This window comes from Mesorhizobium monacense (assembly GCF_056781675.1).
Genome location: NZ_CM165567.1, coordinates 5,567,566 through 5,582,155 on the forward strand (window position 1 = coordinate 5,567,566; position 14,590 = coordinate 5,582,155).

At 61.3% G+C, this 14,590-nt stretch carries 9 protein-coding genes; 4 read left to right on the forward strand and 5 right to left on the reverse strand.

The genetic code is table 11. The features are described from left to right. The first annotated feature begins 191 nt into the window (after nt 1-191). Together AC1RUK_RS26585 and AC1RUK_RS26590 are read left to right on the forward strand one after the other, a co-directional pair. Nucleotides 192-485 carry a hypothetical protein gene (locus AC1RUK_RS26585; protein ID WP_481838264.1) on the forward strand — a complete coding sequence of 98 codons (294 nt, stop codon included), beginning with the start codon at nt 192-194 and terminating at the stop codon, nt 483-485. A 568-nt stretch (nt 486-1,053) separates the two neighbouring features. Next, complete coding sequence (locus AC1RUK_RS26590) at nt 1,054-2,796, forward strand: adenylate/guanylate cyclase domain-containing protein (RefSeq protein WP_481838263.1); 1,743 nt, start codon at nt 1,054-1,056, stop codon at nt 2,794-2,796. Nucleotides 2,797-3,211: 415 nt separating this feature from the next. Here AC1RUK_RS26590 and AC1RUK_RS26595 read toward each other — a convergent pair whose 3' ends face one another. Together AC1RUK_RS26595 and AC1RUK_RS26600 are read right to left on the reverse strand one after the other, a co-directional pair. After that, entirely contained in the window at nt 3,212-3,844 is a 633-nt protein-coding gene (locus AC1RUK_RS26595; protein ID WP_481838262.1) for a tyrosine-type recombinase/integrase, read from the reverse strand. Between the two features lie 256 nt (nt 3,845-4,100). Further along, a complete protein-coding gene (locus AC1RUK_RS26600) occupies nt 4,101-5,858 on the reverse strand; it encodes an adenylate/guanylate cyclase domain-containing protein (protein WP_481838261.1) in 1,758 nt (585 codons plus the stop codon). Nucleotides 5,859-6,473: 615 nt separating this feature from the next. Here AC1RUK_RS26600 and AC1RUK_RS26605 point away from each other — a divergent pair. Beyond that, a complete protein-coding gene (locus AC1RUK_RS26605; protein ID WP_481838260.1) occupies nt 6,474-6,755 on the forward strand; it encodes a hypothetical protein in 282 nt (93 codons plus the stop codon). A 90-nt stretch (nt 6,756-6,845) separates the two neighbouring features. Here AC1RUK_RS26605 and AC1RUK_RS26610 read toward each other — a convergent pair whose 3' ends face one another. Then, the gene (locus AC1RUK_RS26610; protein WP_481838259.1) at nt 6,846-7,877 is read right to left on the reverse strand and encodes a GlxA family transcriptional regulator; all 1,032 of its coding nucleotides are present in this window, start codon (nt 7,875-7,877) and stop codon (nt 6,846-6,848) included. An 86-nt stretch (nt 7,878-7,963) separates the two neighbouring features. On the opposite strand from AC1RUK_RS26610, the gene AC1RUK_RS26615 reads away from it, so the two are divergent. Next, nucleotides 7,964-9,370, forward strand: a complete 1,407-nt coding sequence (locus AC1RUK_RS26615) for an FAD-binding oxidoreductase (protein WP_481838258.1) — start codon at nt 7,964-7,966, stop codon at nt 9,368-9,370. 261 nt (nt 9,371-9,631) lie between these two features. Here the strand turns inward: AC1RUK_RS26615 and AC1RUK_RS26620 are convergent, their stop codons facing one another. Both AC1RUK_RS26620 and AC1RUK_RS26625 read right to left on the reverse strand, forming a co-directional pair. Next, nucleotides 9,632-13,102, reverse strand: a complete 3,471-nt coding sequence (locus AC1RUK_RS26620; RefSeq protein ID WP_481838257.1) for an ATP-binding protein — start codon at nt 13,100-13,102, stop codon at nt 9,632-9,634. Beyond that, a complete protein-coding gene (locus tag AC1RUK_RS26625; RefSeq protein WP_481838256.1) occupies nt 13,099-14,358 on the reverse strand; it encodes a metallophosphoesterase family protein in 1,260 nt (419 codons plus the stop codon). Before AC1RUK_RS26625 ends, AC1RUK_RS26620 begins: the two co-directional genes overlap by 4 nt. Nucleotides 14,359-14,590: the final 232 nt, after the last annotated feature.

Consider the following 14,590-nt stretch of genomic DNA (forward strand, 5'->3'; position numbering starts at 1 on the left):
TACGCGGGCGTTAAGGCGCCTAACCGCAAGCGCGGCCGTCGAAGCGGGAGCGATGCTCTGATCGTGTCGCTTAGTTAGCGGTCCACTCCTGGCAACTGCGAGTTTGGAGGGTTCGCGAAATAGGCACTGGACGAAGCCCCTCTGAGTCGTAAACGTTTTGTCGGGCAAATACCTCGGTTCTCGGAGCTGAGATGACCAATTCTGCCGACCAGAAGGTTGAAAGGCGTCTCGCAGCGATTCTCGCAGCAGACGTGGTCGGCTACTCGAGTCTGATGGGCCGGGACGACGAGGGCACCCTCGCCAGGATAAAAAGTCTTCCGAGGCGGCGCTTCACGGTAGGTTCTCCTATCGGAGAGGGAGATTATCGGCCATTCCTCACAGAAGCGACAGCGATAAGAACGCCCGCAACTTCGGCTATTGATGCTGTGGACGGCTTTCCCGCAGCCGTTCAGCCTGTTGATTTCATCATGGCAACGCTCCGATGATAGTGAGGCTGATCTCCAAGTCGGCCATTTTGCCAATGTCCACAAACGGCACAACCGCGGCTGTCAGCGTGGTCGATTGGAGCGTCGGCTTTCAGGAAGTGGCCAAACTGCTCCCAGCGTCCGAGATCAGGCGCAAAGCTGACATTCGCATCGCAATTGGCGCGAGCAACTTTTGGTCGAAGCCGACGTAAGTGCACCTTGGTGATACCCCGGTGTTACCCGAACGTAGATAGCTGCGATCTTTCTCGATACGGATTTTCTGTAACGTACTGATTGACGAATTAAAATGCCGTACTCGCAAATTCGTGCACGGCGATTTCCACTGCCTTCCGTAGGCAGAGGTCGTCTTTTTGACGCCTCCCGGCTCAGGGGGAGCGTCTTCTGAAATGTCGGATTTTGGGCCGGTTCCGGGCGGGCAGCTTCACGGTGCGAATCGTGAATAGCGGACATTCAGAGAGACGCGGGCAACGTCGTGATCTGGACCCTCAGCGGTCATGAGCCCGATAGACGCAGGCACGAGGTGGCAATACAATCCGGCTGACCATTTCTCTGAAGGTCGCTGGATTCCATGGCCGAAGAGCGCACCCATCGCCGCCTCGCCGCCATCCTGGCTGCCGATGTGGTCGGCTACAGCCGGCTCATGGAGCAGGACGAGGCGGGCACGCTGGCCGCGCTGAAGGTGCGGCGCAAGACCATACTGGCGCCGTTGGTCGCCGAGCACGAGGGCCGTATCGTCAAGGTGATGGGCGACGGCGTTCTGATGGAGTTCGCCAGCGCGGTTAATGCGGTTACCTGTGCGGTCGAGTTGCAGAAGCGGATGGCAGCGGCCAATGAAGGACTGGCGGAGGATCGCCGCGTCGTCCTGCGCATCGGCGTCAACCTGGGCGACGTGATTGTCGAAGGAAATGACCTTTATGGCGACGGCGTCAACATCGCCGCTCGCTTGGAAGCCATCGCCGAGCCAGGTGACATTCTGGTGTCCGGTACCGCCTATGACCACATCAAGAACAACATCAAAGTGAGGTTCAATGATCTTGGCACCCAATCATTGAAGAACATCACCGTGCCAGTTCGTGTCTATCGCGTTTATCCGCTGTCATCCGCCACACGGGAAAACTCCGGGCGGGAGCAGAGACCATTGCCGATACCGGATAAACCCTCGATTGCCGTGCTGCCCTTCACCAGCATGAGCAATAATCCGGAGCAAGAAGCCTTCGCTGATGGGCTGGTGGAAGACCTGATCACCGATCTCTCCCGCAACGCTGAATTGTTCGTCATCGCCCGCAACTCGACCTTTGCCTATAAGGGCCGATCCGTCGATGCCCGCATGATCGCCCGCGATCTCGGCGTGCGCTATTTGTTGGAGGGCAGCGCACGCAGGGCCAAGGGTCGCGTGCGCATCAACGTGCAACTCATCGACGCGATCGGCGGCGGGCATTTGTGGGCAGAGCGCTTCGACCGTAGCCTGGAGGACGTCTTCGCGGTACAGGACGAGGTCACCGGCAAGATCGTCGAGGCACTCATCGGTCGGTTGAAAGCGGCCCCGCCCAGCCGAAAGCGGCCGGCGAGCCTGGAGGCCTATGATCTTTGCGTGCGCGCCCGGCGGCTGAGCGGAATATCGCGGCAGGCGGCGCATGAGGCACGCGTGCTTCTGGAGCGGGCGATTTCGCTTGATCCCGAATATGCGGAGGCTCATCGCTGGCTCGCCTACATTCTGTGGGAAAGCTGGTCGAACTGGGGGACGCCGATGGAGCCGGACCGCCGCGTGGCCGTGGAGTTGGCGCAACGCGCCGTGCGGCTCGACCCGAACGACGCAGGCAATCATTGGGTTCTCGCCCATGTGTTGGCGTACGAACGGCGCTGGACGGAATCCGATGCGGAATTCGCGGTTGCAATCGAATTGGATCCAAATCATGCCGACGCCTGGGCGGTTCGTACAGAAGTCACCGCGCTGGGCGGCCAAGCGGAGGTCGCCATCGAGCAGGCCCAACGGGCGCTCCGCCTGAACCCGTATCCCATGGCCTTATATTATTGGGCGTTGGGGCTGGCCCAGTATGCGGCGCGCCACTACGAAGCCGCCGTCGAGACGCTGCGCAAGGACATCGTATATCGGAGCGGCTCCCGGCGCATCCTGGCCGCCAGCCTGGCTCAGCTCGGGCGAATGGAAGAGGCCCGCCAGGAGGGAGCGCTGTTCATGGCGAGCAATCCGTTGTTCACTATCAGCCACTGGATCGCCACGCAACCGATCCGCGATGATGCGGTGGGCGAACATTTTGCCGAGGGATATCGCAAGGCTGGGCTGCCAGATTGACGATTGATCACTCGGCTCCGGCCAACGACGTCCGTTCCTGTGCAGGTTTTCGGACGCCGCAATTCCGAGACCATCCATGCGCTCGGACGGCCGGCGTCCGAAAAGCGCCAGGGCACGAAATCGCGGGGTGTGGGGCACCGACGGTGGAGCGGGCGCTATGGGGATTTGGGATTTGGCCGCGGCGTGAGTGTCGGGGACGTTGAAGCGAGGCCGCCGATCCGATCGCTTTACTTCGAAGCGTGGGGGTGCGCGCCGGGGTGAACAAGCCGATTAAGTTCATCGGGCGCCGGCCCATCGCCTTCGGCAACTCGGACGGCGATCTGTCTGCTTTCAGGAAGCGACAAAGCTGATCTCTACGGCCGACATGCGGCGCGTACCTGTCCGGCTCCTCGTTGGTCGCAAGGAGCCGGCGTGGTCAAATTTCTGTCCCTTCCGCCAAAGTGAGTGCATCCTCGACGTCGACGCCAAGATAGCGCACCGTGTTCTCGATCTTGGTGTGGCCGAGTAGGATTTGGACCGCGCGTAGGTTGCCGGTGGCTTTGTAAATGATGGACGCCTTGGTCCGCTGTAGCGAGTGCGTGCCGTATTCCTCCCGGCGCAGGCCGATGCCAGTCACCCACTCATCGACCAGTCGCGCATATTGCCGTGTGCTCAGATGATCGGCGTGATCGATGCGGCTCGGAAAGGCGTATTCGTCGATCGCGCCGCCGCGCCGATCAAGCCATGCCAGAAGGCTGGCACGCGCATCATCCATCAACTCGAATTGGACCGGCCGACCCGTCTTTTGCTGAACGACGATCGCCCGGGTCCGGATTTGGCTGCCGCTGACCAATTCGCCGATTTTGATCTTTACGATATCGCAGCCCCTCAGCTTGCTATCGATCGCCAGATCGAAAAGTGCTCGGTCACGGACGCGACGGTGCTGATTGAGGAAGAAGCGAACGGCCCACACCTGACGTGGCTTCAACGCTCGTTTGGCTCCGACCTTGCGGCCAGCATTCCAAGCTCGACGTTCCTGCGAACCCGGATCATATTGTGACATACCCATGATCATTCTCCTTGGCCGACATCGGCCAGGGAGATTTCCCCGCCTTGCACCTACCGTCTGTTGCGGTTTTGGGGCCGAGAGAGGACTGGCAGCTTCAAGACTCGAATCGTCAGAAGCGGACATTCAGCTTCTTGGGGGCATCGACGTGATCGACCCGAAGCCGACAGCGCCCCTGGCTCTTCCCGCATTGCTCTCGATCGCGCAATTGCACCTTGCGCGCCTATCCCGATTGTCGGATCAGAATTGAAGCCAGTTGCTAGTCGGGCAATCCTGCCAAGCGCATGCATTCGATGAGGTCGTCAGCCATCTTGGGGTCAACAAACATTGGATTCTTCCGCAGGGCACGCAGCGAGTAGCGCGGAATCAGGCGGAGCAGCTCGTCCACGTAATGCTTGGCTTCCTTGGGGCGACCTTGACGAGCATAGGAACACGCCAATGTCACTAGCGCGCCGAACAGAGCGGGGTCTTGTTGAAGCCCCTTCTTCGAAACGTCGATCGCTTTTTCATAATCGCCGAGGAAGAAATAAGCGTGTCCCATCGCGTCATATAGCCAGGTTCCGCGAGAATCGCGTGGGTTGCCGCGTTCCGCCCTTTGACAAGCAGCCAAGCCACCTTCCAAATCGCCACGAAACACCAGGGCATGCCCCAAGACCGCGTAGGCGTCGGCATAGTTCGAATTGAGCTCTATCGCCCGTTGGGCCACCCTGATGGCCTGCTCTGCCTCTCCGGTCACCGCCAGCACGAACGCCAGAGACTGATTGGCCTGCGGGTTTGTTGGCGCCAGGTGAACCGCCTTCTCCGCCCAGCGCCGGGCCTCTTCGAAGGCCAGGCGCGCCGGACGAATCCATCCGCGCAACCCGATGTGCACGTGGCATTGACCAAGCAAGGCGTGAGCATTGGCGAAATCGGGGTCGATCTCGATCGCTCTTCTGAGATCGGCAATCGCCGCATCCACATCCTGCTTCGTCATCCTGTGATAGGTGGCGATCGCCCGCAAATAGTGGTCCCATGCACCGAGATCGTCCGGCCGTTTTCCTCGCGCCCGCTCGATCTCAGCCAACGTGATTTCGGGTCCGACTACCGACGCGATGCTGGCCACGATGTCGTCCTGCAACTCGAAGAGATCATCCATCTTGCGGTCGTATCGCTGTGCCCATACATGGCGATCTGACTCCGCATCGATCAACTGAGCGTTGATTCGCACCCGGTCACCGGCCCGGCGCACACTGCCTTCGAGAATATACCGGACCCCGAGCTCCCGCCTAATCTTCTTCACGTCAACGGCCTTGCCCTTATAGGTAAAGGCGGAGTTGCGCGCGATAACAAACAACCATTCGAAACGCGAAAGTGCCGTCGTCAGATCTTCGGATATGCCATCCGAGAAATACTCTTGGGCATGATCATCGGACATGTTGTCGAACGGCAGGACGGCGATCGACGGTTTGGCCGGCAAGGGAATAGGGCCAGCCGGTTGGCTCGACACGCTCGCCGCAACCACTCGATACGTCCGTACGGGATCTGCGATATTTCTTACCTGGTGAGTTCCGAAGTCCTGGAACCCGGCGTCGAGTTTGCCTTTTACCTGGTCGAAGGCCATGCCGGAGATACAGATGCCGCCTGGGTCAGCCAGCTTTTCAAGTCGCGCCGCGACGTTGACGCCATCGCCATAGATGTCTTCGCCGTCGATGATTATATCGCCTACGTTCACACCAATCCGAAAGGAGATCGACGCGCTATCGGGCATTGCGAGATTTCGTTCGGCAACGCGGCGCTGAATGCAGACTGCACAGTCCACCGCATCGACCGCACTGGCGAACTCAATTAATGCTCCATCGCCCATGAGCTTCACCAGACGCCCTCGATACTCGGTGAGGATCGGGCTTATCAAGTTGCGGCGCAGTTCCTTGAGCGCACTCAGTGTTCCTGTCTCGTCCGCTCCCATGAGGCGGCTGTAGCCCACGACGTCAGCCGACATTATAGCAGCAAGACGCCGCTGAACGCGTTGCTTCGTCATTCCCTTCCGCCTCTGGCTAACGTGGTCGCAAGTGTATCGCCCACTGCCTTGGTGTGTCTACGAAGGCCTCGTTTCCCCAAATTCGACAGGCCACCGCGCGATGCGGCGACTGGCGCGGATCCGTCAATCGGGCATGGTCCCGCCGTGGAAGAAGGAGCGCGAGATGATCGCTGAGGTCGCTCATCGTAACCGGCGCCATGTCTGGAACTGCTTGCCCAAACAGGTACATGCCGGGTGCCTCGACTACGCCGCCGTCGTGACGTGTCCGGCCTTTGCGACGACTTTAGAGAACGGCAGGTTTGACAAATGCCATGGCGCCTCTCGAATGTCCGAGAAAGAGGCGCATAGCGGACCTGCCCGATGTTTCATGCGCTAACGCCTGAGATGCGAGCGCCGCCATTAACCATCGATTAACTATCCGGTCGCCTTTAATTCAATTCTGCAGCATACTGATTTGGGTAGCGAGGGTGCTCAAGGAGACTGGAACAAGAGGGTAATTCTCCGGTTCGCGCACCTGCCACTTTCACTCGCGACAGTCGAAATTGAAAAGGAAGCGACGGAACACCGTCGTCTCATGGGGAGGCGCCAGCATCATGTTTGATGAGGAGCGCCAGAATGAAGATCGAAGACGCAGTTACGGCGGTGACATCAGAAGCGAGCGCGCTCATGTCTTGCCTCGGCCAGCCCGTTGTCGCCTACCACGTCACGGAAATCATGAGAGAGGCGGACCTGGCACAGGCCCGCGAGATGCAGCTCGCGCTGATGCGACGAAGCATCGAGGCTCTTGTCGATGACGGCCTGGAAGGCGTCGCCGCCGAACATTTCGCATCCCAGTTCGACGGCCGCGTCGGCTTGACCTGGAGACTCCTGCACGCACCCGACGACGTGGCGCATTGATCAAGACCAGAGCGGTCTTGGTCAAGCTCTGGCAAGGTCAGCTTCGAGGCGCAGAGCGGAATATCGGCATCGCGCCGCGATGGTTGAGATTCAATCGCGGCTCAGTGCTCGCCGGAGAGCACCGAAGCGAATGCGATATTGCGCCGGCGTCACCCCGACCTTGCGGCGGAAGAGACGCCCGAAAAAACTCGCATCCTCGTAGCCGACTTCATTCGCCACCGCTTCGACCGGGAGATCGCCCGTCTCCAGCATCTGCTTGGCCTGCTCGAGCCTGAGCGCGTGGATGTAGTCGATCGCCTTCATGTCCGTAGCCCTGGCGAAGCGGCGCACGAAGGAGCGCTCGGACAAGCCTGACAACTTTGTCATGGCGGCGACGGGCGAGGAGGTCCGGTAGTTGAGCTCCGCCCATCTCTGGCACCGGTTGATCACCGCGTCGCTGGTCTGGCGAAAGCGCATGAGCGCGGCGAAGGGCTGCTGGCCCATGTCGTGCCACTGCAGCATGTAAACCTTGGCGACCTCCATCGCCTCCTTGAGGCCGACAAAGCGCGCGATGAGATAGAGGGCGAGATCCTGCCAGCTCGAGCCGCCCCCGGCCATGATCACCCGTTGCGCCTCGCCGCTCAGCACAAGCGACTGGTCCGGCTTCACCTTCACGCCGGGATAGTTGTTCGTGAGCGTCTCGACATAGCCCCAGTGAATGGTGGCCTCGCGATTGTCGAGCAGCCCGGCCTCGCCGAGCAGCACCGCGCCCGAGCATGCGCTGGCCAGCATGGCGCCGTCGTCATGCGCACGCTTCAGCCAGGCGGCTTCGGCGTCATACTGCCCGGCGACGTTTTCGCCCGGATTGACGAAGAAATCGGGGATGCAGACGATATCGGGGCGAGGGCAATCGGAAAGCGCGTGGTCCGGGCGCACCCAGACGCCGTTTGCGGCGCGAAACGCGCTGCCGTCCCCGGCAACCACATAGGGCCGCATGCGCGGCGTGCCCGCGGCTCCGCTGGTGATGAATAGGAAATCCCTGCCGGGCGAGGAAAACAGGTCGAACATGCCGTAGATCGTGGACGCGGTAGCCTCCGGAGCCGCAAGGATCGCCACATTCAATGGGTCGGCCTGTTCGACCATGGCAGAAATGACCGTCTTCCAGCATTTTCGACTTTAGTGGCCGTGCCCGCGCCGCGCTAGCGTGCGTGAAACGAGGAGACCGCCACATGACCGCCACCGCTACCCTTGCACAATCGAGCATCGAAAGCTTCCGTTCCATCATGCGCGGCGAGGTGCTGGAGCCGTCGAACCCATCCTACGACGCGACGCGAATCGTCTGGAACGGCATGATCGACCGCCGTCCCGCCCTCATCGCGCGCTGCCGGAGTGCTGCCGATGTCGAGGCGTCGGTGAATTTCGCGCGCGAAAACGGGCTGGCGATCGCGATCCGCTCGGGCGGCCACAATGTTGCAGGGTACGCCGTCTGCGACGGTGGGCTGATGATCGACATGTCGCTGATGAAGGGCGTGTGGGTCGCGCCCGGCCTCGACCGTGCCTTCGTCGAGGGCGGCGCCACCTGGGCCGATGTCGATGCGGCCACCACCCCGCTTGGCCGCGCCACGCCGGGCGGTCTCATCTCGGCGACGGGCGTTGCCGGCCTGACGCTTTCTGGCGGCATCGGCTGGCTGCGCGGCAGCCACGGTCTCAGCGTCGACAATCTGCTGGCCGCCGATCTTGTGACCGCTGATGGCTGCCTCATCCATGCCGACGCGACGCAGAACCCGGATCTCTTCTGGGCGCTGCGCGGCGGCGGCGGCAATTTCGGCGTGGTGACGAGCTTCGAGTTCAAGCTGCACCCGATCGAGCCGGAGCTGATGTTGTGCGGTCCGACCTATCCCGAAGAGCGCGCCAACGAGATCATTCCGCTCTGGCTCGACTTCATGCAGACCGCACCCGATCGCCTGAGCGGCCTGGCGGAATTCTCCACGCTGCCGGACGATCCCTCGATCCCCGAGCATGCAAGGGGCCGGCGCGTCCTGGCGCTCGCGCATGTCTATGACGGACCGGCCGACGAGGGCGAGCGGGTCGTGGCGCCGTTGCGCAGTTTTGGGGAACCGCTCGTCGATTTCAGCGGCCGCATGCCATATCGCACTATCCAGTCGCTCTATGACGGCCTGTTCCCGAAAGGCCGCGACCGCTGCTACTGGAAATCCACCTACCTCTCGCGCCTCGACGACGAGGTCATCGGGGAGATCACCGCGCGGATGGCGAAGCGGCCCTCCGAAATGACCTTCGCCTCGATCTGGAAGTTCGGCGGTTTCGTCCAGCGCGTTGCAGCCGATGAGACTGCCTTCGGCGACCGCTCCATGCCCTTCATGCTCAGCCTCGACGCCATTTGGCCAGGCGCTGACGAGGACGATGCGAACATCGGCTGGGTTCGCAGCTTCTGGCAGGACATGCAGCGCTACTCGACCGGCCGCCTCTATCTGAACTTCCCCGGCCATGGCGAAGGAGCGGATCTCGTGCGCGACGCCTTGGGAGCCGAGGCCTATGCGAGGCTCGCCAAGATCAAGCACAGATACGATCCGGACAATCTGTTCCGCCTCAACCAGAACATCCTGCCAATGCCCTGACGCACAATCCAAATCGGGCGTACGGTGGCTACTCTCATTTCGGCCATGGTGGTTTTGATCGCGCTGAGTCGCGAGCGACGACCAGCGTGGTCGCCACGATGTCCTCTGTGGATGGCTCCCACATTGCAAGAGGTAATTCGTTGTTCTGGCGCATTGGTCGGGTGCAGTCTTCTGTCCGGCCTGTTCATGCAGCCGTTTGAAGCTGCTGGCCCTGATGGGGTCGGCGAACAAGGTCCCAAACGCATCAAGTAAAGTCCAATCTCATCCGAGCTCATGGATCGCTACGCCCGGCACAACAGTCTTGGCGATCTCGCACAGGTGCTGATGATGCGTGAGGTAGATGACCTGACCGGCACTCGCCATCTCTCCAAACAACCGGAAAACCTCCTCTGACCGGACATGGTCGAAGGTTTCCATGATATCATCGGCGATGAAGGGCACCGAGGGTCGAAGCTGGGCGAACTCGTAGTATCCCGCAAGCCTGAGCGCCAGGTAGAGCTGAAAACGCGCCCCCTTTGACAGCGCGTCGGCGACCTTGGATTGCCCGTCGCGTTGCAACGCGATGAGCACTTCCCCACCCTTCACCGGCTGAGTTGTCAGGCCGGAGTACTGGCCACGCGTCATGAGTGCGAATGCGTCTGATGCCCGCTCCATCATTCCGGAGCGATGACGCTCGCGGTAGACGCAAAGAGCATTTCCAGCCGACATTATTCCCAATTTCAGCTCGATATAACGGACGGCCTTTTCTTCGATTTCGAGAAGTACGGTGCGCCGTTCGGCATCTATGCGGGCAACAGCGCTGTCGCCGCCAATGGCGTCCAGCTTATCGGTCGCGCGCGTCTGCCGAATGAGCTGATGCTGTATCGCCTCGTCAGAAGCGCGAAGCCTTTGCTCGGCTTCGGCCTTCTCAATTGCGAGACTGTCGAGATCGACGGCATCCAATATCGAACGCGCCTGCTCGAACCCTTCTACCGCGAGCTCGGACGACACCTGCTCCTCAAGTTCGGCCACGGCTGTGCGCAGGCGATCCCTGTCGCGCAGCAGTTCGTCGCGTTGCACGACTTCGGACAGCGTGGCCACACCAAAGACGCTCAGGACCTCGTTCTTGCGGCGCTCATGTGCCGAAATCTCAGCATCGAGGATCTCACGCCCATTCTGCAGTCGCTGCAGGTCATTGAAGAGGCTTGCCTTGGCCTCGCGCGTACGCTCGGCGCGCTCCAGGCGCTCGGCAAGCCGAATCGCAAGCTGTTCCGGTTCGTCGTCATCGGCCGCCTCGCCCGCTTCGGCTGCAACAGCGGTAACCTCGACCAGGAAATTGTCCCTGTCGGCCTCCATCTTCTCGATACGGAGTCGCATGGCGTCCCGGTCTTGAAGACATTTGGACAGTTCAGCCAATTGATCGAGGACACCGCCGACGCCGGGCGCCGAGATGCCGCTCTCGAGCCAGGTGCCCTTGAGCGCTTCGGCAACGCCGGCCAGCCATTCATCCTCACGCTGCTCTGCGACTTCGATGGCTCGGCGCCTGGCGGCCAGATCCTCTTGCCTTGTGCTAACGGTCTTGAGCGCCTCGGTGCGCTCAGCGTCCACCTTGAATTGCCTGTCAAGGAACAGCTCTGCCACGGCCATGACCGTCTCCAGGCTGTCACCAGGATCCGAACCGACGCCGACGCTCGCCAGCGCATCGCTTAGCTTCAGGCGTATTCGGCCTTCCTCATCAACCGCCTGCTCGGCCTTCTTGCGGGAAAGCTCGATCTCCTCCCAGGCCGCGAGCGCATCGATTCGGGCAGCAATGCGATCCTCGATCAGTTCGATCAGCTGTTGGGGGGATGTTTCCGGGACTTTTCCAAGCAGGTCTCTGGCGACTGCAAGAATTTCCGAGAGCATAGCCTCCCGATCTGAGCTGTTGCGTTCAAGTTGATCGCGCGCATACGCGATGGTGGCCACGGTTTCTGCGAGGTTGCGGTTCGTGCTGCGAATCTCAACGAGCTCCCGGGCGTTAGCCAGTCGGCCTGCTCCGACACTGTCGTCTCGACCCAGTGCTGCCGCGAAATCATCCGCCGTTTCGCCAGTCAGGTCATCGCGATGCCTTGCCCAGGCCTCGTCCCGGGCGCGCCGAATGGCGTGCGCCGCATCGTCGTCGGTGACATCCACCGAGGCACGAAGGGCATCCAGCCGCGCTGAAAGCAAATCGTGATTGCCCTGGTGCTCGGCAAGACGTTCGGAAAGGACGCCCCTGCTCTTCCCTAGCACTGCGGCCAGCGCCTTCCATGCGCCAAGCTGTCCAGCATTCGGAATGGCGACCCTGGCCAGGGCCTGAGCATCTCCCGACCAGGGATGCAAACGCGCGATCGCGGCCTCCCACCGGATTGCACCAGCATCCGTGACCTCGCGTGCCGCCTTGATTTCCCCTATGTGTCCGCCGGCCCTTGCCGTCGACAAAGCCGAAAGCAGCCTTGCCCTGGCAGGCTCGGGTACGGCCCGTTCTTCGCCGACCCGCTCGCGTGCCGCCTGAAGCGCATCAGCCGCCGCCGCGGCCTCCTCGCGCGCAACGCGCACGCTGGTAACGATCCCGGATCGCTGCTCGACCATGGTGCGCACAGCGCCAATGGTCGCAGCGGGCAAGAGCAGATTGGCAGGGTGTGGTTCGGACGACCTTCCAAGAGCGGCAAGGCAGGTCGCCACGGCATTGTCGAGGATTTGCAGCTCCGTCCTGCGACTTGGCAGGTCGAGGCCGGCCGAGACGTGGCGCACCTTGCGGTCGGCCAGGCCGCGAACCCGTTCGGAGATCGCAAGGATCACTGCGTCCACATCGACCGAGGCGATTTTCGTCGTCACCCGCTCGAGCTCGTCCACACTCGCGGATAGCCGCGCTCTCAGACTGGCGTCGGTCTCAATCATGTCGGCGACGCTGCCGGTCCAGGTCCGTGACGGTGAAGCGATCTCAGGCAACACGGCTAGTTGGGCTTCCTTGCGTCGGATATCGGCAAGGATTGGGATAGCGCGAAGATACTTCGCGATGGTATCGAGCCGAGCCGAAAGCACCGACCGTTCGGCGATGCTGCGGTCGTATTTTTCTGTCGCGTCCAGGCGCTCTGTCTCGAGAGTTTCGAACGTCGACGCCAAGGTGTCGATCGCCTCCCTCCCGGACTTCAGTTCCGCAAGCCGCTTCTTGAGCAGCGCGAGCTCGGTTCCGTGTGCCTGCTTGCGATGGAGCCTGTCCGCTTCGGCCTCCAGCACGCTCAATGTGTCACTTGCGTGCCCGAGTCCGGCGCTGGCCGTGAACAGCAGCTTGCCCAGGTCGCCGCGCGATTCCAGGATTGATTTTCCACCTGCTTCCAGCGTTTCGTCGTCTAACGAGAACATGGTCTCGTATGCGTCGCGAGACAGCCCGGCGAGATGCGCTGATATCGCCATCTCGCTGACCGGTTGGCCAGTCGCATTCAGCAATGAGTTGGTGCGCTGCTTCGTGCGCGTGAACGTGTGCTCCGCGCCGCCGAGTTCCAGCACACCGCCGATGCGCATCGCGCTGTACTCGTGCAGGAAATTGTAGCGGCTGCGTTCCTCGATACCGAACAGCAGGTCGAGATAGCCGGAAAGCGCCGTCGACTTGCCGGCTTCGTTCAAGCCGAAAACAATATGCAGGTCCGGTCCGGATTCCGGTTTTGGCCCGAAGTCGATCGTCCTGTCGGTGAACTTGCCATAACGGATGAGATCAAGTCGCCGGAGCCTCATTGTGACCCACCGGCCTTGAGGCGGGCGGTGACCAAGTCAGTGCCGTTGGTAAGCACTCTGTCGAGGAACAACTCCAGCTCAGCCTCATCCTTGCCGGCGAAATCGCGCCCGTCAGGCGGAAGATCCGCGACCATCTTCTGGACCAACGCCCTCGCCTCGGCACGGAAAGCTTCCGAGCTGGCATCGGCGCGCATGGATTGAGCGAGTTCGAAAACCGGATCAGCGGCGCCCTCGAATGTTTCGGCCGCGGATGGAGAGACGTTGAGCTCGAGCTTCTCCACCCAGGTGTCTCCCGTTTGTTCCGCGACTTGCTCGGCTTCTGCGAGCAGCAGGTCGCGGTCACGGATCAGCGCCCAGGTTAAAGGTGAGGCCCCGGTCAGGCCGAGACGGACCACAACATGACGGGATCTGACGGAGGCACGCACATCTTCGAGTGCGGAGCGGACTCGCCCGACGACTTCGGACCACTCCACCGTTTCGGTCAGGTCGACGTTCACCCGCTCGAATTGCGCGATACTGGTCAGCCTTTCCTCGATCTCGACGGTGCGGTCGTCTCGTATCGTCACCAGGGTGACGGATTTCTCTCCGGCCTCGTTGATGTCCCTGCCCTGCGGAATTCCTGGCATCACCACGGTGCTCGCCCCGGGATGGACTTGGCGGACATGGATGTGACCGAGCGCCCAATAGTCAAAACCGTGGAGGTGCAGGTCAGCGACGCTGCAGGGAGCATAGACGTCGTGGCCGGGTGATCCGGCCAGGCTCGTATGCATGATGCCGACATTGACTGCGCCTTCACGCGGAGCTGAATACTTGGGAAGCAGACTGTCTGGCGCCTTAGGGCTCGCGAAGCTCAAGCCATGGAACATGACGTCGAGCCCGCCGGCTGTCTGCAGCACTGACTGGGGACGGCCGCCGAAGATCGTGACCGTGTCCGGGAACACGAGCTGTTTCGATATCCGCGATAGGGCGTCATGATTGCCACGGATCTTGAAGACCCTGATGCCGGCCTGGTGAAGTCGTGTCATTTGCGATGCCAGGAATCTCGCCGTTTTCATCGACGTCTGATCGCCATCGTAGAGATCGCCGGCAATGACCAGGGCATCGACGCCTTCCGCAAGGCAGAGATCCACGATCGAGACAAACGCCTGACGGCTGGCGTCTCCTACGAGTTCAGCAAGGTCGGGGTTTCGCATCGCCAGCGAACGCAATGGCGAGTCGAGGTGGATGTCAGCGGTGTGGACGAATCGAAATGCCATTGAGCGGTCTCCGGCCACAAACATACCGGGGTTTGACTGCGGCTCGGTAGGAACAATATCATGATAGCCGATGCTGACGCCCGAGGTGGTTGCAATTGAGCAAACTGAGTGCGATGTGTCGGGGCGTTCCATATCGCGTTGAGAAACCCAACACCTTTCTAGACCCGCCTCTGTTACGCATATGACTGAATGACCGAAATTGGGAAAGCAGACTGGCCGCTCCTGGCATCCG

Excerpts from the sequence above, each read along its gene's own strand:
- AC1RUK_RS26585 (WP_481838264.1), top strand. The coding sequence starts at position 192 with ATGACCAATTCTGCCGACCAGAAGGTTGAAAGGCGTCTCGCAGCGATT.
- AC1RUK_RS26590 (WP_481838263.1), top strand. The coding sequence starts at position 1,054 with ATGGCCGAAGAGCGCACCCATCGCCGCCTCGCCGCCATCCTGGCTGCC.
- AC1RUK_RS26595 (WP_481838262.1), bottom strand. The coding sequence starts at position 3,844 with ATGGGTATGTCACAATATGATCCGGGTTCGCAGGAACGTCGAGCTTGG.
- AC1RUK_RS26600 (WP_481838261.1), bottom strand. The coding sequence starts at position 5,858 with ATGACGAAGCAACGCGTTCAGCGGCGTCTTGCTGCTATAATGTCGGCT.
- AC1RUK_RS26605 (WP_481838260.1), top strand. The coding sequence starts at position 6,474 with ATGAAGATCGAAGACGCAGTTACGGCGGTGACATCAGAAGCGAGCGCG.
- AC1RUK_RS26610 (WP_481838259.1), bottom strand. The coding sequence starts at position 7,877 with ATGGTCGAACAGGCCGACCCATTGAATGTGGCGATCCTTGCGGCTCCG.
- AC1RUK_RS26615 (WP_481838258.1), top strand. The coding sequence starts at position 7,964 with ATGACCGCCACCGCTACCCTTGCACAATCGAGCATCGAAAGCTTCCGT.
- AC1RUK_RS26620 (WP_481838257.1), bottom strand. The coding sequence starts at position 13,102 with ATGAGGCTCCGGCGACTTGATCTCATCCGTTATGGCAAGTTCACCGAC.
- AC1RUK_RS26625 (WP_481838256.1), bottom strand. The coding sequence starts at position 14,358 with ATGGCATTTCGATTCGTCCACACCGCTGACATCCACCTCGACTCGCCA.